Below are 20,591 nucleotides of genomic sequence, written 5' to 3'. Positions count from 1 at the left end.
GCCGGCCCGGGCCTGCATCCGGCCGCCGGTCGTGCTCAGCGGCCGTGCCCGCCCTCGGTCCGCCAACTGTCGATCCGCTCTCGATCCTTCGCGGCGCCGGCCGCCTGATCGTGCTCGGCTCCGGACGACTCCGCCGACGCCGAGACGTGGAATGCGATGGATTCCGCGAGGGCTGCCACGGCGGCCGCTCGGGCCTGCTCGCTCTCCGCTGCATCGTGGAACTTCACGGCTGCGGCATCCTGTCGAGCTCGAACACCAGCAGTGATCTCTGCCAGTCGATTCGCCAGCACCTCTGCAAGCCCGTCCCTGAGCTCTTCCAGGTTCGTGTTCGCGATTTCCAGTCGACGGTCCGAGACCGTCACCTCGACCGTCGGGTAGCCCGCCCTCGCGAGTCGATCCCGAGTCTCGCTCCCCAGGATCTCCGTCACCTCGTCTCGTTCAGGGCGACGGGTGAATACCGCCTCCACTGTGTAACGCTCCGGGGCGTGGTCTGTCAGCAGCGCGGCAGGCAACGAACCCACCAGCACTGATCCCAGGCCCAGCGCAGCGACATCGGCGCCGCTCGTTCGTGTCTGTGTCTCCATGATCGAACGATACGCGCCGTACATGTGCGGCTCTCAGGTTCCACCCGACGAACGACCGTCACGTGGTCGCCGTGCACCTGGGAGGGCACACATCTGTGACGCGTAAGGTCCGAAGATGGACAGACATCACCCTCCCAACGATCCGACCCCCGACCAGCAGCGCGCTGCACGGGACAAGAAGTGGGCGAAAGCCGCCAGCATGCACTGGCGCGCCTACGCACCCTTCGACGCGAACCGCCCCCGCACCCGCACCCGCACCGACGATCAGGAGCGGGCGCGAAACGCGAAACCGAACGACATCCCGTCGCAACCTCCCGGCGGCCAGGGCGACCAGCTGCCGCGCTGATCCTCCCCAGGCCCGCGGTCACGACGTCCGCCGCGTGCCGCTCGAGGCATCCGTGACGCGCTCCGAAACCGACTACCCCGCCAAGAGCGCTGTCATCTGGGCCTGCGGCATGGGGCGCGCGAACAGGTAGCCCTGGCCGCGGTCGCATCCCATCGTCTTGACCTTCTCGAGCTGCTCCGGCGTCTCGATGCCCTCGGCGACGACGCGGACACCTGCCTCGTGGGCGATCGCGATCGCGGCACCCATCGTGCGTTCGGCCGACGGGGAGTCATCTATCACGAGAGCGCGGTCGATTTTGAGTTCCGTTGCGTGAAGCCGCTTCAGCTGGGTGAGAGACGCCTGCCCGGCGCCGTAATCATCGATCGCGATGCCCAGCCCCAGCGCTCGCAGTCGATCGAGCCGGGCGACGACCGACGACACGTTGCCGATGTGACGGCCCTCGGTGATCTCGAGCGTGAGCCTCCGGGCGGGTCGGCTGATTCTCTCGACGAGCTGCCCCAGCCACGTCGTGAACGCGGAATCCTGCAGCTGTGCGGGTGACACGTTGACCGAGACGTCGATGCCCCACTTGGTCATCACGGCCATCGCTCGCGTGGCCATGTACCGGCCGATCTCCGCGATCATCCCGTCCTCTTCGGCGACCGGGATGAACTCGTTGGGTCCCACCAGCCCCCACTCCGCGTGATTCCACCGGCAGAGCGCCTCGACGGCGACCACCCGATTGCTCAGGAGGTCGATCTGCGGCTGGAACCACGCGGTGATCTCCGAGCGCTCGAGCGCATGGGTCAGCGCCCTCGATATCTCACTTCTCACAGCCACGGCTTCTCGCTTCAGTGCTGGCCGGTACCCCTGCTCCCCGTCGGCAATTCTTGCACCGCGCGTGCTTCGAAACGGCGTCTTGACGCCGGCCGACGTCTCGGGTACCCCGTCAAGGGCTCCGACGCAGGCGGGGGCCGCCGTCCACGACCGCCGGCGCGGGCCGCGAAAGCATGATCGGGAAGTGGTGCGCTGTCGCCGGTTCATGAGAGGTTCGGTGACATGCTGCACGAGGATGACCGCGACCTGATGCGAGCCGTGTCCGACTACCTTCACCGTGTCAACGAGCTGGCCGCGCGCGAGACGGTTCTCGCTCGGACTCCGCTCGGCGACCTCATCAGCGAGCACCTTGCGACGGATGCCGAGCGCGTCTCCGTGGTGCAGGAGCAGATCTCGGATCACCGCCTGGTCGACGCCGACATCGCTCTGGAAGCGTTGTCCGCAGAAGGCGCTGGACGTCTCGTCGGCGTCACCGGAGGTGATCAACGCCACCACCAGGGACTGTCCGAGTTCGTCAGCAACGGTCACGTCCGGTACGACGTCGGACCTGTCGACTACGCCGAGCGTGCGGCTGGCCCGGACTCGAGCAGGCGCGTCGTCTCACTCGGAGTCCGCCTTCTGCACTTCGAGGGCGCCCCGGTCGCGCTGGCTCAGCGCGCGGCGGCGCCCCAGTACGGCCGGCAGACCGCCCTCGTGGAGGTCATGGCCGCCGACGCCGCCCTGGTCACCCGATTCCTCGACGCGCTCCGACGGAGGATGGTGGAGCTCAGCGTGCTCCGGGGCCAGGTGCTGTCGTTCCAGCACACCGAGTACGGGCGTGAGGCCGGCGCCACTTTCGTGGCGCGTCCGTCCGTCGCGGCGGAAGACATCGTGCTTCCCGAGGGCGTGCTCCAAGAGATCATCCAGCACGTCGTGACGATCGGCACGCACCGTGACGCGCTGCGAGGTGCGGGCCAGCATCTGAAGCGCGGCGTCCTGCTCTACGGACCGCCGGGAACCGGCAAGACGCTGACCGTGCGCCACTTGCTCAGCGCGACACCTGAGACGACGGCTGTGGTGCTGACCGGGTCCAGCATCCGGTTCGTCAGCGCCGCGGCAGAGATCGCCCGCACGTTCCAGCCCGCGATCGTCGTCCTCGAAGACATCGATCTCGTCGCGATGGAACGACACGGGTCTCCCCAGCCCCTGCTGTTCGAGGTGCTCGACGCACTGGACGGTCTCGACGGCGACGCCGATGTGTCGTTCATCATGACCACGAACCGCGTCGAAGTGCTCGAACGCGCACTCGCCGAGCGCCCCGGACGTGTCGACCTCGCGGTCGAGGTGCCGCTGCCGGCCCTTCCTGAGCGACGCCGGCTGTTCCGCCGCTACGCCCACAACCTGCCTTACAGCGACGCAGCCCTGACCGGCGCGGCCGAGCGAGCCGAAGGCACCACCGGCTCGTTCGCGAAGGAGCTGATGCGGCGCACCGTTCTCCGCGCGGCCCAGGAAGAGCGCGACCCCCACGACGACGATCTTGTCGCCGAACTCGCGCGCCTGATGGATTCGCGCGCGCAGCTCACCCGCACGATGCTCGGCTCCGCGACGGACGGGTCATCGCCCCCTCCACCCCACGACCACCAGACGGCGAGCTTCGGCTGGTTCGCGGGTTCGTAGTAGCCATCGGTCGCAGCGACCGACGCACCGCGATCGCGAATCGACGTGCTGTGATGGACGAGTGACCACGCCGGAGAACGCCCTCTCGCTCACCATCGACGGAACCCCCGATTTCGGCAGTGAGGTGCTGAAGTCGCTGTACCGCATCACAGGACGCTCCACCGTCGAGCTGCGACGTGCGATCCGCGACGGCGAGCCCATCTACACGGCGGGGCTGTTCGGCAACGACCACATCCAGGTCGTTCCTCGGCTCGAGAAGACCGCCGACTACCTCGACAGCCGGGGAATACCCTTCAGCGTCCACGAGTGGGTCGACGGCGAGAGTGAGCAGATCTCGATCGACGTGATGCGGCAGATCATCGAGTCCGCCGACGGCGAATTCCGCTGAGGCTCGCACGCATCGTTCAGTCTCCTGCGTGTGGCCAGGGGAGCGCCCGAGGTGGCGCGCTAGGGTGGCTGCAGGCCGGGTTCCGCACCTTTCGACCGTGTCGCATAGGCATCCCCAGTGCCGAGCCCTCCCCCCAGGGGCGCGCGACGCGCGCGCGGCAGGCTGAGGTCCCTCGGACGCTACAGGCTTCAGCTTGCAACGTCCGAGGGACCGTCCTTGCGCGGGGGGAGCGCAAGGGGAAATCAGCGGCCCAGGCCCCAGAGATCCCCAGTCCGGGCGCCCGCGCCGTGATCGGTTCCCAGGATCACGGCGAGCTGCCCGTCGCCTCACCATATCGCGTACACGCCGCGCGGAACAGCATGGGGCGACGCCATTTCGCCACACGAGTTCACGCCCGCGATCTGCCGCCGTTCCACTCGAATGCAATACTGTGCACGTCACACGGACCACGCCGGAGAGGACCGGGATGACAGCGACACCCGCGCCCGACGGCGCCTCGAAGACGCCCTCCCGCTATCGCGGCATCGGCATCGTCCTCATCGGAATGAGCGGCGCGATCTGGTGGCCGGCATTCACGCTCGGGGCGTGGCACACCCCTTTCTTCGACCAGCTTCTGACGGTGTGGGTGGTCGCGACGGCCGGCTTCGTCGTGGTGCTGTTCCAGCCGGCGCGGCCACGGGTGAAGGTGGGCCGTGCCATCGCGCTCGTCATCCCTTCGCTGTGGCTCGTGTTGTCCTTCACGAGCGCCCCCGCCGCGGACGATCTCTGGGGCAACCTGTTCGATGTTCTCGCGGTCGTGGTCGGACTCGTCGGGATCCCGTTCACACTGTGGGTGGTCGTGCGCACCGTGTGGCCCGACGTGATCGCCGACTATTCGCCGCGGGTGCGACTCGGCATCTTCGCCATCGTCGCCGCCATCGCCGTCGCGTCCTTGGTCCTGGGTCTCAACCAGAGCCGGTTCCTCACGTGCGAGGACTTCACGCTCAGCGGCAACTCTGAGCCGCCGGGTTGCATCCACCCCGACGGCTCCCCCACATCCTGACGCATCGGCGGTCGCGTCATCCGGCTCACGGATGCCGCGGGCGCAGCTGGCACCCCGCCCCCGAGGCTCCGGCGGCGCAGCGGCGCGACGGCGGCGCGTGGAGGGAGAGCGGGGACCGATCCGGTCTCGTCCTTCGGCTAGGCGAGCCGCATCGTTGCCTGCGGTCCCGCGGCGAGCGCGGCAGCGGTGCGGACGATCGTCTGCTGCATCACCTCGACGGCCGCCGTCGCCGAGATGTCGGCGACGCGGGCGATGCTGATGGTGCGCGTCAGCGTCGGATCGGAAAGGCGCACCGAGCGCAGCCCTGAGCGCTCGATGAGCACCATCGCGGGCACGATCGCGACGCCGATCCCCCTCTCGACGAAACGCAGCACCGCGTCCATCTCCGCACCCTCGATCACGGTGCTCGGCGACAGGCCCGCGGCCGCGAACGCCGCGTCGGTCGTCGCGCGAAGATCGTACGTCGAGCTGAACGCCACCTGCGGCAGACCCGCCACCTCACCGAGGCCGATGCTCTCTCGCGCCGTGAGCGGTGGGGCACCGGCCGAAGAGATGACCACCAGCTCCTCGACGAGGAGGGGCGCGACGCTGAACCGCTCCGCGGACGCCGCACCCGACGTCGTGATCAATGCGAGATCCAGCTCGCCGCCGGCCAGGTGATCCAGCAGTCCGCGCGAACCGCTCTCGGTGATGTGCAGTTCGATCCCCGGATGCGCGGCGTGGAAGGCGCTCAGCACCTCGGCGACGAGGCTGATGCACAGGGTCGGGGTCGCGCCCAGGCGCACACGCCCGCGCTGGAGGCCGGCCAGTTCGTCGAGTTCACGGCGGACGGATGCCGCGTCCGCCAGCATCCGCCGCGCGAGGGGAAGCAGCGACTCCCCCGCGGCGGTCAGCGTGCTGCCCGTTCGTGCCCGGTGCAACAGCTCGGCGCCCAGGCTCTGCTCGAGCGTCGAGATCTGGCGGCTGAGCGACGGCTGCGCGAGGCGGAGCTGATCGGCCGCACGGGTGAAATTGCCCAGCTGAGCGACGGCGACGAAGGCGCGGAGCTGCTCGAGATTCACATCCATAGCGTATCGCTATGAATTCGACCATGAATATGCATTGGAGTAATGGAACGGAACTGCCTAGCGTGTCTGACGTGATCCCTGCAGAACGCCAGCTTTCCACCACCGTCCTCGTGATCGGCACCGGCGGTTCCGGTCTTCGCGCGGCCATCGAACTCGCCGAGGCCGGCGTCGACGTCCTCGCCCTGGGCAAGCGACCGAAGTCCGACGCCCACACCTCCCTCGCCGCCGGCGGCATCAACGCCGCCCTCGGCACCATGGATGCCGACGACAGCTGGCAGCAACACGCCGCCGACACGCTGAAGGAGAGCTACCTCCTTGCCAACCCGCACACCGTCGAGATCGTCACGTCGGGCGCCGCCCGCGGGATCGAAGACCTCGAGCGCTACGGGATGCCGTTCGCCCGGGAGGGCGATGGCCGCATCTCGCAGCGCTTCTTCGGTGCGCACACGTACCGTCGCACCGCGTTCGCCGGCGACTACACGGGGCTCGAGATCCAGCGCACGCTGATCAACCGCGCCATGCAGCTGCAGGTGCCCATCCTCGACACCGTGTACGTGACGCGCATCCTCGTGAACGACGACGGCGCGGTCTTCGGCGCGTACGGGTTCGATCTCGAGGACGGCACGCGCTATCTGATCCACGCCGACGCGGTGATCCTCGCCGCGGGCGGCCACAACCGCATCTGGCGACGCACGTCTTCGCGGCGCGACGAGAACACCGGTGATTCGTTCCGCCTCGCGGTGGAGGCGGGCGGCCGCCTTCGGGACCCCGAGCTCGTGCAGTTCCACCCCAGCGGGATCATCGAGCCTGAGAACGCTGCCGGGACCCTCATCTCCGAGGCGGCGCGCGGCGAGGGCGGCATCCTGCGCAACGGGCTCGGCGAGCGGTTCATGCACAAGTACGACCCCGAGCGACTCGAGCTGTCCACGCGCGACCGCGTCGCCCTGGCCTGCTACACCGAGATCAAGGAGGGCCGTGGCACGCCGAACGGCGGCGTCTGGCTGGATGTCTCCCACCTCCCGCGAGAGACGATCATGACCCGCCTTCCCCGCGTGTATCAGACGATGCTCGAGCTGCAGATGCTCGACATCACCAAGGAGCCGATCGAGATCGCGCCGACGGCGCACTATTCGATGGGCGGTGTGTGGGTGCGCTCGTCGGACCACTCCACCGATGTCCCGGGCCTCTACGCGATCGGCGAGGCGTCCTCGGGACTCCACGGCGCCAACCGCCTCGGCGGCAACTCGCTGATCGAACTCCTGGTGTTCGGTCGCATCGTCGGACAGGCGGCCGCCACGTACTCCGCGGCGCTGCCCGCCCAGAAGCGCTCGGCCGCGGCCGTCGCGACCGCTCGCGCCGAGATCGACGATCTGCTCGCCGCATCCGGAACCGAGAACGTCCGGGCACTCCAGCGGGCGATCCGCGACACCATGACCGAGCACGCCGGAGTGGTGCGCGACGAACAGGGGCTGCTCACCGGCCTCGCCGAGCTCGACGCGATCGAGGCGCGGATGGCCGACATCGGGGTGCACCCCGACATCGCGGGCTACCACGACCTCGCGCACGCGTTCGACCTGAAGTCGGCGGCACTCGCCGCCCGCGCGACCCTCGAAGCCGCGCTGGAGAGGCGCGAGACACGCGGCTGCCACAACCGCAGCGACTACCCCGACATCGATCCCGAGCTGCAGGTCAACCTGGTGTGGTCTTTCTCCACCGGAGTCGTGCGAGAGCCGATCCCGCCCATTCCCGCCGAGATCGCCGCGCTGATGCGCGAGGTGTCGGTCGCCGGGAAGCTCGTCGAGTAGGCCGCCGACGCGATGCCCCCGGGTGACCCCGGACCCGCCGGGTGGGCGGGGTCCGGGGTCTACCCCGTTCGGCCGCAGGCTGCAACCCCCGAGAGCGAACGCGGGTGCACCAGGTAGAAAGGCCTCGTGAAGAGGGTGACCTACGCGGGAAGCGAATTCGTGACGGGGAACGACATCGCAGCCGCGCTGCTGGGCTGCGGCCAGGCGCTGGCCGAGGCCGGTGAGGCGGAGGCGGTGACGGTTCCGACCAGGGAGCCTGACGGATCCGTGGGCGAGGTGACGGTGCTCATCGGTCCGGCGAGCCAGATGGTCGCACACGATGCCGACAGCGACGACGAACTCGTCGACGAGGCCGCGGTCGCCCGCTTGAAATCGATCCAACGACGCTTGCGCCCGGTCGCGGTGATCGACCTCCCCGCTTCGCACGACGACTGGGACGACGAGATCTGACCAACCGACTCGATAACCCGCTGCCGAACGAGAGTGCCGGCGTGGCGGCATCCGTCAGCGGAAGTCCCTCGCGCGGTGCTGCACGCCGACACGGAGGTCTTCGAACGCGTCCGCGATGAGGTTCGTCACGCCCTCGGCCGAGCGCTCGAGAATGCCACGCGCGATGAGCGCCGGGGAATCGCGAACGATGCGGCGGTAGCGATTCCAGACGCCGAGGGAACACACGATGTTGACGAGTCCGTGCTCGTCCTCGAGATTCAGGAACGTGATTCCGGATGCTGTCGCCGGCCGTTGCCGGTGAGTCACGAGCCCGGCGACCTCGACGCGGCGGCCGACCTCGTGACTGCGCAGCCCGCGGGAGGTCAGGACGCCCCGCGCATCGAGCCCGGAGCGGTAGTGGGTGATCGGGTGGTCGTCGGTCGAGATGCCCGTCGCCCACAGGTCGGCGGCCAGGCGCTCGTAGCTGGTGGGATCGGCGAACAGCGGCGGCTGCACCGCGATGAGCGAGTCCGGCAGGAACTCGGGGCGGTCCTGCGCCGCAGAACCGGCGAGCCAGATCGCCTCGCGCCGGCTGAGACCGAGGCATTCGAACGCCCCCGCCGTGGCGAGCGCCTCGACCTGCACCGCGGTGATGCTGGTGCGCCGCACGAGATCGCGGAGGTCGCGGAACAGCCCGCCCGTTTCGCGCGCGGTGACGATGCGCTGCGCGACCGTCGCCCCGATCCCCTTCACTCCGGCCAGGCCCAGCCGCACCGCGAACCTCCCGTCGCGGCGGTGCGCGGCGGACTCGTCGGGCGCGTCGAGGTCGAAGAGCCCGACCGGCGGCTGCTTCCGCTCGACGCACGAGTCGAGGCCGGTCGGTCTCGATGAGATGTCTTCGCCGGGCTCGGGGCGCTTCGTCTCTGCGTTTCGACTCGCAAGCTCGCTCAAGGACCGCGTTCCACCCTCGCTCGACGCCCGGGAGGAGGGTTCGAGCACCGCCTCGCTGCCCGAGAGATGCAGGTCGGGACGGCGCACCTCGACACCGTGGTGGCGCGCGTCGCCCACGAGGGTCGCCGGAGAGTAGAAGCCCATCGGCTGCGCCCGCAGCAGCCCCGCGAGGAACGCCGCCGGATAGTGCAGCTTGATCCAGGAGCTGGCGTATACGAGCAGCGCGAACGACAGGGAGTGCGATTCCGCGAAGCCGAAGTTCGCGAATGCCTGGATCTTGGCGTAGATCGCGTCGGCCTCCTCGCCCACGAGGTCGTTCTCGGCCATGCCGGCGTACAGCTTCTTCTTCAGCGAGTCGATGCGCTCGATCCCGCGTTTGGAGCCCATGGCGCGGCGCAGCAGGTCGGCGTCCTCGCCGGTGAGCCCGCCGACTGCCATGCCCATCTGCATGAGCTGTTCCTGGAACACCGGGATCCCCATCGTGCGCTCGAGCACCGACACGAGCTTGGGGTGGGGATAGGTCACCTTCTCCTGTCCGAGCTTGCGCTTGACGAAGGGATGCACCGCCCCGCCCTGGATGGGGCCGGGGCGGATGAGCGCGATCTCGATCACGAGGTCGTAGAACCGGCGCGGCTGCAGGCGCGGGAGAAGCCCCATCTGGGCGCGCGACTCCACCTGGAACACCCCGATCGAGTCGGCGCGGCACAGCATGTCGTAGACAGCCTTCTCCTCCTTCGGGATCGTCGACAGCTCCCAGTCCTCCCCCGTCGAGGCGCGGATCATGTCGAAGCAGTACTGCAGGGCGGCCAGCATCCCGAGGCCCAGCAGGTCGAACTTCACGAGACCCATCCAGGCGGCGTCGTCCTTGTCCCACTGGATCACCGTGCGGTTCTCCATGCGCGCGTGCTCGATCGGCACGACCTCACCCACCGGGCGGTCGGTGAGCACCATGCCGCCGGAGTGGATGCCGAGATGCCGCGGCGCCTTGAGCAGCTCTGACGCGAACTCCAGCACCTGATCGGGGATGTCGTGGCCGGCGCCGGTCTCGAGGAGGGCCCCCCAGCCCTCGATCTGCTTCGACCAGGCGTCCTGCTGCCCCGGCGAATGCCCCAGCGCCTTGGCCATATCGCGCACGGCGTTCTTGGGGCGGTACTGGATGACGTTCGCGACCTGCGCCGCGCGGTCGCGCCCGTACTCCCGGTATACCCACTGGATGACCTCTTCACGACGGTCGGAGTCGAAGTCGACGTCGATGTCGGGCTCTTCCTCACGCAGGCTCGACAGGAACCGCTCGAACGGCAGGTCGTACGCGATCGCGTCGACGGCGGTGATGTCGAGCAGGTAGCAGATGGCGCTGTTGGCGGCGGACCCGCGCCCCTGACAGAGGATGCCCTGGCTCCGAGCGAACTGCACGATGCCGTGAACGATCAGGAAGTAGCCCGGGAAGTCCTTCACCTCGATGACCCCGAGCTCCTTCTCGATGCGCGCCCGGTTCTCCTCCGTCAGGTCGGGGTATTTGCGCGGCACCGCCTCCCACACCAGGTGCCGCAGCCACGACATCGGCGTGTGCCCTTCGGGCACCCTCTGCTTCGGGAGCGCGGGCTTGGCCTTGCGCAGCGGGAAGGCGAGCTCGTCGGCGAGCGTCACGGTCCGGGCGACGGCATCCGGGAACCGCACGAAGCGCTCCGCCATCTCGGCCCCCGACCGCAGATGGGCACCGGCGTGCGCGGGCAGCCATCCGTCGAGCTCGTCGAGACCGCGGTTCGCACGCACGGCGGCGACCGCCGCGGCGAGCAGCTGCCGCTTCGGCACGGCGTAATGGACGTTGTTGGTCGCGAGGAGCGGGAGGCCCCGCTCCCGCGCGAGCCCCACGAGCACGTCGTTGTCGCGGGTGTCGAGCGGATTGCCGTGGTCGATGAGCTCGACATGCACGTTGTCCTTCCCGAACAGCGTCACGAGGCGATCGAGTTCGCCGGCTGCCGCGTCGGGGCTCTCAGCGAGTGCGCGGCGCACCGCCCCCTTTCGGCACCCGGTGAGCACCGCCCACTCCCCCGCCGCCTGTGCGGCGAGCTCCTCGAGGTCGTAGACCGGCCTGCCCTTCTCCGCCCCCTGCAGCTGCGCGTGCGTGATCGCACCCGCCAGCCGGTGGTACCCCTCCTCGCCGCGGGCGAGTACCAGCAGGTGTGCGCCGACCGGATCCGCCTCGCCGTTCTGCGGCTTCGGCAGCTCGAGCGACAGCTCGGCGCCGAACACGGTCTTGAGTTGCAGCGACTCCGCGGCCTCCGCGAACCGGACGATGCCGTAGAACCCGTCGTGATCGGTGACCGCGAGAGCATGCAGCCCCAGACGCTCCGCCTCCTCGGCGAGCTCCTCGGGTGAGGAAGCCCCGTCGAGGAACGAGTACGACGAGTGGGCGTGCAGCTCGGCGTACGGGATCGCATCGGCCGGGCGCTCGATCTCGGGTGCGACATACGGCCCTCGCTTGTGCGACCACGCAGGGCTGTCGCCGCCGTCCGCGCCCACCGGCGGCGCATCGGGCCTGCGGCGGCCGCTCAGCACGCGCTCCATCTCGGACCACGGCACACCGGGGTTGTTGAAGCCCATCAGCGACCCCTGTTCCTCGTGGGCTCGGGGCCTCTCGTCTCTGCGTTTCGACTCGCAAGCTCGCGCAACGACCGTGTTCCTGGCACGCTCGACGACCGACGGGAAGTGTCAGTCATAAGTGGCCTCCGCCGTCCAGGCGTCGCCGTCGCACACCAGCAGCCACGCGGACCCGTCGGCGTCGACGACCTGGAACCGGTGCGCGCGGCGCGAGCGGGCGGCATCCCATCCGCGCTCCACCACCGGCCACGGCCCCGCCCACGCCTCGATCGCGCGACGGCGGCCGCTCTCGATGAAGAGCGCGGGCACGGCCGAGACGTTCCCCCGCTCGTCGACGTCGACCAGCTCGCCGCCGAGCGCCCGCACGTCGACCGGCACCGGGTCGGCGAACACCGTCGTCGGCAGCGGATCTGGCAGGCTCCCCGGCCAGGGTCGCGCGCGCTGCGCTGCGAGGCCGCCGGCGCCGGCCGCCTTCCGGTCGCGTTCGTCCTTGTCTCCCCAGGGCACGAGCACCTGGCGCTCGGCCAGCCACCTCCCGCCGCCGATCGCGGGGGTCAGCACGCCACGGTGCCCGAGCATCGCCTGCACGCGCGACAGCGCGTGGTGCACCCGCTCCTCGGGTCCGCCGCCGAACAGCGCCGGAGCATGATGGGATGCTGCATCCACCGCTTCCGGCGAGATCCGCACGAGCGTCACCCCGCTGCGCAGCCCGCCTCCGGCCGTGTCTCCCGCCCCGACGTCCTCCGCGAGCTGCCACCGCACGCGGTCGACGACCGCCGCGGCGTCGAACGAGCCGGGATGCAACCACACCCTCTCGCTGCGCTCCCCCCGGTCTCCGACGAGTTCGACCCGCAGCTCGGTGCAGACGAGGTCGACGGCGCCGAGACCCGCGACGAAGTCGTCGGCGGTGACGCGCATGGCGAACGCCACCTGATCGGCGATCTCGAGGGGCGGCTCGAACGCGATCTCCCGCTGCAGCTCGGGCGGCGGCGTGCGCGGCTGCACCGGTCGCGAGTCTCGCCCTGCGGCGAGCGCGTGAAGCCGGACGCCCCGCTCGCCGAACCGCTCGCGCACGCGATCGGTCGGCATCTCGGCGAACCCGCCGAGGGTCTGCACGCCCAGCCGGGCGAGCAGGCCGACGAGGTCCGTCGCCTCCTGCGCCCCCGCCGCGCCGGTGCCGAGCAGCGCGGAGGCGTCGAGCACCGAGACCGGCAGCGGGGCGAGGAAGCCTGCCGCACCACCGGTGGGCACGACGAAGACCGGATCGGCGGCGCTCGTGCCGCCGCGCGCCGCCTGCTCCGCAGTGAACGGCCCGTCGGCGATGCCCACCCGCACCCCGCCGAGCCCTGCCCCGTGGAGGGTGTCGATCAGCATGCGGGCGGCCTCGACCTCGCCGCCGTAGTACCGCGCCGGACCACGCGCGCGCAGCGCGCACAGCCCCGGACGCACCAGCTGCACGCCGGGCGCCCTCTCTTCGATCAGCGACACGACCGGGGCGAATGCGCGGTGATCACGGGCGGCGTCCGCGTTGACCAGCGTCAGCCCGGGGCACCGAGCCTGGGCATCGCGCCGGCGCTGCCCGCGGCGCACTCCCTCTGCGCGCGCGGACGCCGAGCACGCGACCACGAGGTTGCGCTCCACAACGGCGACCGGAGGCTTCGCTTCGAGCTTCTCCTGCGCCGCATCCGTCCGAGCGCCCGGCCGCGGCCCGACCGAGTCCTCGGCGGCCGCGGCCGCACCCGCCTCCCGCTCGAGAGCCGTGACAGGCCAGTCGGGGAACCACAGCACGAGGCTCCGCATCGGCACACCCGGGGTCATGTCACCCCACCGCCCTGATCCGCTGCGGGAAGCTCTCCGCGGACTCGGCCGAGGGCAGCGCCTCGACGGGGCGCATGCGCTCGGGCGCGGCGGAGACATGCCCCTCAGCATCCGGAAGCATCACGCGCGCCCGTCGCGAACGCGGCCAGCGCCGACTGGACGACATGAGCGTCACCGCCCGGCCGGCGAGGTACCCATGCCCGCGGCCGACGCCTTCCCACGCCGGCTCGCCCACCTCGATCACGGCCTCGGCCTGCGGCCACGGCCCCTGCACGAGCAGCACCGCACCACGGTCGCGCAGCCGCGCCGCCAGGCGTGCGATCTCGCCGTCGGCCGCCCGCCCCGACGGGCGCACCGCGACCACCGGCAGCACCTCGGCGACGGTCGAGGTCACCGCGAGCCAGCGCGCACCCGGGTCGGGGATGAGCACGAGCCGCGACAGATCGACCCCCAGCCCCTCGGCTGCCTCGGCGCCGAGCCGCGGCATGCCGATCACCCCGCACCACGACCCGGACTGCGACGGCTGTGCCAGAAGCGCCAGCAGCACCGACGTCGAACGTGGGAGGGAGTAAGCGGAACCCGGGCGAAGACCGCCTCCGGGAAGCAGCGAGGCGAGCGCGGGATGCACCGGCAGCACCGGCGCGTCGAGTCGTCGGCCCTGCACCCGCTCGACCTGGGCGCGCAGCTGCGCGACGGTGCTGGGAGAAGACGTGCCTGGAGAAGACGTGCCTTCAGAAGACATGCCTGCAGGGCCGAGAGGAGGCGTCCCCGGCGCACCGAGGGCAACGGGGACGGTGCCCGTCGGCGTCTGGCCGACGGCCTCGTGCACGTGCTGTGCCGTGAGCTGCACGATCGCCCTCATTCCCACATTCTAGAACAGATGTTCTAGTCCTTCAACCGCTGGGAATGAGCGTAGTACCAGGTTCCGACAGTTATGTTCGAGACTGCAAGGCAGATGGCGCGGTACCCAGGCGCGCAGCCCGACCTGCAGGCGCCGCACCCAGCACGATCCCGACGAGCACGAGACCGACCCCCGCAGCCTGCGGCACCCCGAACGCCTCCCCCGCGACCGCCACCCCGAGAACGACGCCGGTGACCGGATTGAGCAGTCCGACCACGCCGACCGCACCCGGAGACAGGCGTCGCAGCCCCGCGAACCACGCGACGTACGCGAGCGCGGTCGCGACGAGCGTGAGATACGCGAAGCCGAGCGCCGACGGTACGGTGAGCGCCGGGGGGGCACCTTCGACCAGCACCGCGGCCGGCAGCAGCACGATCGAGCCGGCGACGAGCTGCCACGCCGTCATCGGCAACGCTGGGACGTCGGAGCCCCATCGCGCCGTGAGCACGAACCCGATCGACGAGGCGACCATCGCACCGAGCGACGCGGCGACACCCCAAGGATCGGCGCCTTCCGCGTCGAAGCCCAGCATCACCCCCACGCCGACGAGGCCCACGGTCGCCCCCACGACGGCGGCGAGCCGCGGCCGGCGACGCAGCAGCAGCCACGCGAACAGCAGCATGCACGCCGCAGATGCCGACATCAGCGTCGCGGCCAGACTCGACGGCAACCGCTGGCCGGCGACGTACACGAGCACGAAGAAGCCGCCGACGTTCAGGGTGCCGAGCACGAGCGAGCGCCACCACCACGATCCGCGCGGGAGTCGGCGCGCGAGAAGCAGCACGATGAGCCCAGCCGGAAGCGCCCGCAGCACGCCGCCCCACAGCGGGGATTCCGCCGGCAGCAGGCTGTGCGTGACGACATACCCGCTCCCCCACGCGATCGGGGCGATCGCCGTCACGAGGATCCACATCCATCGCTTATCTTCCATGGAAGATACTTTATCTTACCGGGAAGATAAGATGGTCGCATGGCCGCCGACGACCGTTCCCCACACGACGAACCGCTCGACCGCGTCGGTGAGATCCAGCGGGAGTGGCGCCGTGAGCGCCCCGACCTCGACCCGTCGCCGCAGGGCGTGATCGGGCGCCTGCACCTCGTCGCGCTCGAGCTCACCGAGCGCCTCGTCGCGGTCTACGGCGAGTTCGGCCTCAGCGAGGGCGAGTTCGACGTCCTGGCCACGCTCCGCCGCGCCGGCACGCCGTTCGAACGCGCCGCCGGCGAGCTCGCCGACCACACCCTCGTCACCACGGGCGGCCTGACCAAGCGCGTCGACCGCCTCGAAGCCCGAGGGCTCGTGGAGCGGCGAGCCGAGGCATCCGACGCCCGGAAGCGCCTGGTGCGACTCACCCCGGAAGGGCGGGACCTCATCGATCGCGCCATCGCCGCGCACCTCGCGAACGAGCGCCGCATCCTCGACGAGCTCGGGACGACGGATGCCGCGGCCCTCGAGCCGATCCTCACCCGCTGGCTGCGCATCCTCGACGGGAGCTGACGCACCAGCATCGACGGACGCATCTTCCCGTCACGGCCTGCGACCCGCTAGCGTGAGGCCGACCGTGGGCTCGCTCCACGAGACCTGCGAGGAGCCCAGCCCATGGACGGTGCCGTTCACCCCAGCCTGCTCGAATCAGTGTCGGCGTGGGTGCTGATCGTGTCGTTCGCGCTGTCGCTGATCTACGAGTTCTGGCGGGCGACCGCCAAAGCGGGCACGTCGCGGTACGACTCGATGCGGGCCTTCGTCCAGGGGCTGTGGCTGTACGTGCTCGCCGCCATCGTGATCGTGCTGCTCTTCGTGGGCGTGCCCTTCGCAGCCTGGATCGGGCTCGTCTTCTCCGTGCTCGTGATCCTGGTGTCGATCTTCTATTACAACCCGAAGATGATGCCCGCGCGCAGACCCGGGCTGTTCGACTGGTTCGAGGACCTCGTCTACACCGGGCTCGCTTTCGTGACCGCGACGCTGCTCGCCCTCGAAGTCGCGGGCCTCACGCTCTCGTGACGCCGCATGCGATCACGCCGCGAGGGCGAGGTACGGCTCCCATCGCGGGTCGGTGCGCTCCGTGCCGCGGACGGTCCATTGCGCACCTCGGGGCGGTCGCGGCGTGAACCGCAGCTCCCAGTGCATCTCCTGCGGCGTGCGATCGCTCTTGATGTTGTTGCACCGCAGGCAGCATGCAACGAGGTTCTCCCACGAGTCGGCCCCGCCGCGCGAGCGCGGCAGCACGTGGTCGATCGTCGACGCGGCCTTGCCGCAGTAGGCGCAGTGGTGGTTGTCGCGACGGAGCACGCCCCGACGGGTCACCGGCACGTGGCGACCGCCGGGCACCCGCACATAGCGGGTGAGGATGATCACGGCCGGTCGTTCGTACGATCGTCGGGTGCCCCACACCGGATCGGTCTCGGTGTGTTCCACCACGGTGGCCTTCTCGTTCATCACGAGCACGAGCGCCCGCTTGAACGACACGACCGCGAGGGGCTCGTAGCCCGCATTCAGCACCAGAGTGCGCATTGATCATCCTCTCGAATGGCCGGGACGGCTTCTCGGTTATTCGACTTGCGCGACGATCAAGGGCGCAGGGGCATGAAAAAAGGCGCTGTCTACAGACAGCGCCCTGGCGCCACGGCAGTGCCGCGGCATCCGCTCGTGCAATGCCGAAGGACGAGGCGTCCAAGCGCATCCATGGTTCGGATGCGTGGTGTGCAGCCCATCGGCTCCCTCCGCTCTCTCAGCGTCGAGTCCTAGGGTAACCCACCGCGACACGCCCGGGGCGCGGCAAGGCTGAACGGCTGATGGCGTGTCGGGTAACGAAGAAGAGAACGGATGCCTCGGTTCGAGGCATCCGTTCTCCGATGTGATTGCAGAAGGTCTGTGTGTCAGGCCCCGCCGGGCTCAGCCTGCGTTGGTCTGCAGCCACGCCCACGGGTCGACGACCGAGCCGTTGATGTGGACCTCGAAGTGCAGGTGGCACGCGGTGGAGCTGCCGGTGCTGCCGACGAGTCCGATGAGCTGGCCCGCCGAGACGCTCTGGCCGACCGACACCTGGCGGCTGCCGTAGGTCATGTGTCCGTAGAGCGTGTTGACCTGCTGGCCGCCGATGACGTGGTCGATCGAGATGCCGACACCGTAGCCGCCGTAGCTCTCCTGCGAGACCTTGACCACGCCCGCCGCTGCCGCGTAGATCGGCGTACCGCACGAGGTGAGCAGGTCGACGCCCTGGTGGTAGCCGGAGTCCCAGAGACCGCGGCCCTTCGTGAAATTGAGGAGGGGCCAGCGCACCTCGCCGGTTCCCGGCGAGGTCAGGGCGATGTTCTGCGGGACCGTGCCCCGCGATTTCGCCGCAGATGCGGCAGCGGCCGCGACCTGACGGGCCCGCTCGGCAGCGGCCTCTTCAGCCTTCTTCTTCTCGATCTCTTCCGCGGTGGTGGCCGCGTAGCTCTCGCGCGACAGCTCGCTGGCATTCGCGTCGGATGCCGCGACGAACGTCTGCGCGTCGTCGACGGCCATCTGCTGAATCGTCTTGGAATCCTCGGCAACGGCGGTGGCGCCTGCGGCGAACGCCGGGATCGCGACGGTGGCGACGAGACCGCCCACCATCGTCAGCACCACGAGGCTGCGCAGCGGCTTGACCACTCGGCCCTTCTTCGAGGACGCGGCGGGGCGGGCTTGCGCCGTGGCCGCGGTCGGCTTCGCGGGCGCGACGGCGCGGGATCGTCGCACGGGGGTCTTCCGATTGCGCGCACGACGGTTCTGGTCCGCCGCGGCGTGCTCGGGCACGTTCGCGTGCGACTCGATCTCTTCAGCCAAACTTGTCCTCCGGCGCCTCTGCGCCGGGGCGCCTGGCTCGTCAGCACTCGGTGTCGGGGCACGATGTGCGGGCTTCACCACATGTGGACGACGAGCCGGTGAGGCAATCCACGCGGGGTCCGGACGGCGGGCTTCTCGCCTGTTGGACTTTTCGAGGCTACCCGAAGGTCACGGTTATGTCACGCTCCTCGCCTGGCAATCTCCGCACAGTGCGTCGACGATGCCCGCGGAATGCGGCATCCGGCACCGTCGAACAGCGCTCCAGGCCCGGAAACACCGTCCGGACCGTCCCATTCAGCGGAACGCGCCCAGCTCAGCGGACCTCGTCGACGAGGAAGATGTGCGACGCGATCTCGACCGGGAGCTCCAGACCCTCGTCGCTGCCCTGCATCTGCACGAGGACGTAGCCCTCGTTGTAGCGGTAGTCGCCGAAGGCGCCCGGCACGACGCCGGCGCCCTTCAGCTGCTGCAGCAGTTCGGGGTCGACCTGCGCCGGCTCGGCGAGGCGGCGCACGGTGCCGCTGATGGGCTCGCCGGCGTCGTTGAGACGGCGCACCAGGCCGACGACGCCCTGCTCGAAGCCGTTGGTCGGCACGTCGCCGAGCTGATCGAGGCCGGGTATGGGGTTGCCGTAGGGCGACTCGGTGGGGTGACCCAGCAGCTCGACGAGCCGACGCTCGACCTGCTCGCTCATCACGTGCTCCCAGCGGCAGGCCTCTTCATGCACGTAGGCCCAGTCCAGGCCGATGACATCGGACAGCAGGCGCTCCGCGAGGCGGTGCTTGCGCATGACGTCGACGGCCTTCTGCCGCCCGGCGTCCGTGAGCTCGAGGGTGCGGTCCTCCGAGACGACGACAAGGCCGTCGCGCTCCATGCGGCCGATCGTCTGCGACACCGTCGGGCCGGAGTGCCCGAGGCGCTCCGAGATGCGCGCCCGCAGCGGCACGATGTTCTCCTCCTCGAGCTCGAGGATCGTGCGCAGGTACATCTCAGTGGTGTCGATCAGGTCGGTCATCGCGGTGTCCTCAGGGGGCTCAAGGGGCTGAGGACAGCCTATCCTCTGCTTCCGACGCCGAGGCCTGCCGGGCCGGCGTCCGCCGCACGACCTGGGGCGGCAGCATCCGTCCGCTCCCCTTCCCCGCTGCGAAGCAGCTCGACAGGTCAACCGGGGTTCTGCATGAGCCGAGGTCGCGCCCTCGCCCTGTGGAAGCCCGGTTGACCGGTCGGAGGAGGGGCGGATGCTGTCACACGATCTCCCTGCACAGCGTCAGGAAGCCCGGTGCAAGCCTTGCGCGACCGCGCGCATGATCAGGTCCTGCACTTCGTGCCAGCGCTCGATCACCTGCACGTAGGTCACCCGGATGACGTGGTGACCGAGCAGCATGAGCGCCGCGTCGTGGGCGACGTCCTCGGCGCGCTGCAACCCGACGTGGTGCCCACCGTCGATCTGCACGACCAGCCGGTCGCCGATGAGGAAGTCCGCCCGATGCCCGTGAATCCAGATCTGCGATCGGAGAGGAAGCCGGAGCCAACGCAGCCGCGTGCGGAAGATCGTCTCCAGCCCCGAGTCCGCGAAGGGGGTCGCCTCCTCGAGGAGTCCTCGAACGGATTCCGCCAAAGGCAGGCGGGCGAGTTCGGCCTTGTCGACGAGTTGAAGGTTGAGCGCGGACTCCCACACGGCGAGCGCGCTCTCATGCGGCTGACACCGCGCGACAAGCAGCAGCGTGTTCAGGATGCTGTCCTCCAGCGTTCCCGGCGCGCGCGGCTCGAGCGGCCGAGCCCAGTGCACGGTCGCCTTCTGGTTCTGCAGCTTCAGCCTCGACGCGCTCGGTGGCGCACCGACGTGCGGGCCGTCCTCGGCGAGGACCCACAGCCCTAAGCGCTTGGCCCGCGTGATGCACGTGAGCACCACGCCCGCCCGCGCCGCCGCCATGAGGTGGGGATCAGCATCCGGAACTGCCACCCATCCCCGCCGCGGCCTGGTCACGAGGCCCGCGGCCATCGCGCACTCGATCGTGTAGCCGCTGACCCCTGCCTTCATGAGCGCCGCTCTGAGCGCGACGCCGCCACGTGCGTGCAGCTCCACCATGAGATCCGCCATCCCTGCATGCTCACGGCTCCGCCACGCCCCACACCGCCGTACTGGGCACGATCAGAACAACTCGCGTGCGCAGCATCCGTCCCCTCCCCTGTGAAGGAGGCCGACAGGTCAACCGGGGTTCTGCACGAGCCGATCCCCGGATCGCATCCTGCGCACGCCCGGTTGACCTGTCGTAGCGGACGGATGCTGCGCAGCGCCCCCGCAGCAGGGTTGTCAGCAGCTGTAGCCGCACGCCCCACGTCTGATCTCGCCGTGGTCACCCGGCTCGACAGGTCAACCGG

General features: G+C 69.9%; 19 protein-coding genes. 8 read left to right on the top strand and 11 right to left on the bottom strand.

The annotated features are described in order from the left end of the window. Positions 1-35: 35 nt before the first annotated feature. Positions 36-584 carry a hypothetical protein gene (locus RS82_RS08380; protein ID WP_045298353.1) on the bottom strand — a complete coding sequence of 183 codons (549 nt, stop codon included), beginning with the start codon at positions 582-584 and terminating at the stop codon, positions 36-38. A gap of 115 nt (positions 585-699) precedes the next feature. Here RS82_RS08380 and RS82_RS08375 point away from each other — a divergent pair, with 115 nt between their 5' ends. After that, entirely contained in the window at positions 700-930 is a 231-nt protein-coding gene (locus tag RS82_RS08375; RefSeq protein WP_045298224.1) for a hypothetical protein, read from the top strand. Positions 931-1,002: 72 nt separating this feature from the next. Here the strand turns inward: RS82_RS08375 and RS82_RS08370 are convergent, their stop codons facing one another. Next, the gene (locus tag RS82_RS08370; RefSeq protein WP_169748683.1) at positions 1,003-1,749 is read right to left on the bottom strand and encodes an EAL domain-containing protein; all 747 of its coding nucleotides are present in this window, start codon (positions 1,747-1,749) and stop codon (positions 1,003-1,005) included. 219 nt (positions 1,750-1,968) lie between these two features. Here RS82_RS08370 and RS82_RS08365 point away from each other — a divergent pair, with 219 nt between their 5' ends. From RS82_RS08365 to RS82_RS08355, 3 genes are all read left to right on the top strand, one after another. Beyond that, positions 1,969-3,402, top strand: a complete 1,434-nt coding sequence (locus RS82_RS08365; RefSeq protein ID WP_052676745.1) for an AAA family ATPase — start codon at positions 1,969-1,971, stop codon at positions 3,400-3,402. 61 nt (positions 3,403-3,463) lie between these two features. Then, a complete protein-coding gene (locus tag RS82_RS08360; protein ID WP_045298220.1) occupies positions 3,464-3,790 on the top strand; it encodes a hypothetical protein in 327 nt (108 codons plus the stop codon). 466 nt (positions 3,791-4,256) lie between these two features. After that, entirely contained in the window at positions 4,257-4,832 is a 576-nt protein-coding gene (locus RS82_RS08355; RefSeq protein WP_245619552.1) for a hypothetical protein, read from the top strand. Positions 4,833-4,969: 137 nt separating this feature from the next. Here RS82_RS08355 and RS82_RS08350 read toward each other — a convergent pair whose 3' ends face one another. Continuing rightward, complete coding sequence (locus RS82_RS08350; RefSeq protein ID WP_045298218.1) at positions 4,970-5,899, bottom strand: LysR family transcriptional regulator; 930 nt, start codon at positions 5,897-5,899, stop codon at positions 4,970-4,972. Between the two features lie 71 nt (positions 5,900-5,970). On the opposite strand from RS82_RS08350, the gene RS82_RS08345 reads away from it, so the two are divergent. Together RS82_RS08345 and RS82_RS08340 are read left to right on the top strand one after the other, a co-directional pair. After that, positions 5,971-7,704, top strand: a complete 1,734-nt coding sequence (locus RS82_RS08345) for an L-aspartate oxidase (protein ID WP_211255890.1) — start codon at positions 5,971-5,973, stop codon at positions 7,702-7,704. 126 nt (positions 7,705-7,830) lie between these two features. Further along, the gene (locus RS82_RS08340) at positions 7,831-8,154 is read left to right on the top strand and encodes a hypothetical protein (RefSeq protein ID WP_045298216.1); all 324 of its coding nucleotides are present in this window, start codon (positions 7,831-7,833) and stop codon (positions 8,152-8,154) included. A gap of 54 nt (positions 8,155-8,208) precedes the next feature. On the opposite strand, the gene RS82_RS08335 is transcribed toward RS82_RS08340, so the two are convergent. The 4 genes from RS82_RS08335 to RS82_RS08320 form a co-directional block, all read right to left on the bottom strand. Beyond that, positions 8,209-11,688, bottom strand: coding sequence for an error-prone DNA polymerase (locus RS82_RS08335; RefSeq protein WP_045298214.1), 3,480 nt, complete (start codon positions 11,686-11,688; stop codon positions 8,209-8,211). Positions 11,689-11,796: 108 nt separating this feature from the next. Further along, the gene (locus tag RS82_RS08330) at positions 11,797-13,503 is read right to left on the bottom strand and encodes a DNA polymerase Y family protein (protein ID WP_045298212.1); all 1,707 of its coding nucleotides are present in this window, start codon (positions 13,501-13,503) and stop codon (positions 11,797-11,799) included. A 1-nt stretch (position 13,504) separates the two neighbouring features. Next, entirely contained in the window at positions 13,505-14,365 is an 861-nt protein-coding gene (locus RS82_RS08325) for a hypothetical protein (protein ID WP_245619551.1), read from the bottom strand. Between the two features lie 70 nt (positions 14,366-14,435). Further along, positions 14,436-15,335 (bottom strand): EamA family transporter, encoded by a 900-nt coding sequence (locus tag RS82_RS08320; protein ID WP_045298210.1) that lies wholly within the window; start codon positions 15,333-15,335, stop codon positions 14,436-14,438. Positions 15,336-15,374: 39 nt separating this feature from the next. On the opposite strand from RS82_RS08320, the gene RS82_RS08315 reads away from it, so the two are divergent. Both RS82_RS08315 and RS82_RS08310 read left to right on the top strand, forming a co-directional pair. Then, on the top strand, positions 15,375-15,899 hold the full coding sequence (locus tag RS82_RS08315; RefSeq protein WP_045298207.1) for a MarR family winged helix-turn-helix transcriptional regulator: 525 nt from the start codon (positions 15,375-15,377) through the stop codon (positions 15,897-15,899). A gap of 102 nt (positions 15,900-16,001) precedes the next feature. Next, positions 16,002-16,403 carry a hypothetical protein gene (locus tag RS82_RS08310; protein ID WP_045298205.1) on the top strand — a complete coding sequence of 134 codons (402 nt, stop codon included), beginning with the start codon at positions 16,002-16,004 and terminating at the stop codon, positions 16,401-16,403. A 12-nt stretch (positions 16,404-16,415) separates the two neighbouring features. On the opposite strand, the gene RS82_RS08305 is transcribed toward RS82_RS08310, so the two are convergent. The 4 genes from RS82_RS08305 to RS82_RS08290 all read right to left on the bottom strand — a co-directional run bounded on the left by RS82_RS08305 (position 16,416) and on the right by RS82_RS08290 (position 20,310). Then, complete coding sequence (locus tag RS82_RS08305) at positions 16,416-16,913, bottom strand: HNH endonuclease (RefSeq protein ID WP_045298202.1); 498 nt, start codon at positions 16,911-16,913, stop codon at positions 16,416-16,418. Positions 16,914-17,294: 381 nt separating this feature from the next. Further along, the gene (locus RS82_RS08300; RefSeq protein ID WP_045298200.1) at positions 17,295-18,209 is read right to left on the bottom strand and encodes a M23 family metallopeptidase; all 915 of its coding nucleotides are present in this window, start codon (positions 18,207-18,209) and stop codon (positions 17,295-17,297) included. Positions 18,210-18,522: 313 nt separating this feature from the next. Then, positions 18,523-19,224 (bottom strand): iron-dependent transcriptional repressor DtxR, encoded by a 702-nt coding sequence (locus RS82_RS08295; protein WP_045298199.1) that lies wholly within the window; start codon positions 19,222-19,224, stop codon positions 18,523-18,525. A 252-nt stretch (positions 19,225-19,476) separates the two neighbouring features. Further along, positions 19,477-20,310 carry an endonuclease domain-containing protein gene (locus RS82_RS08290; RefSeq protein WP_045298198.1) on the bottom strand — a complete coding sequence of 278 codons (834 nt, stop codon included), beginning with the start codon at positions 20,308-20,310 and terminating at the stop codon, positions 19,477-19,479. Positions 20,311-20,591: the final 281 nt, after the last annotated feature.

The sequence above is a fragment of the Microbacterium trichothecenolyticum genome, from assembly GCF_000956465.1.
Lineage (GTDB): Bacteria > Actinomycetota > Actinomycetes > Actinomycetales > Microbacteriaceae > Microbacterium > Microbacterium trichothecenolyticum.
The sequence above is the reverse complement of the archived record's forward strand: the minus strand, read 5'-3'. Positions and strand labels throughout refer to the sequence as shown.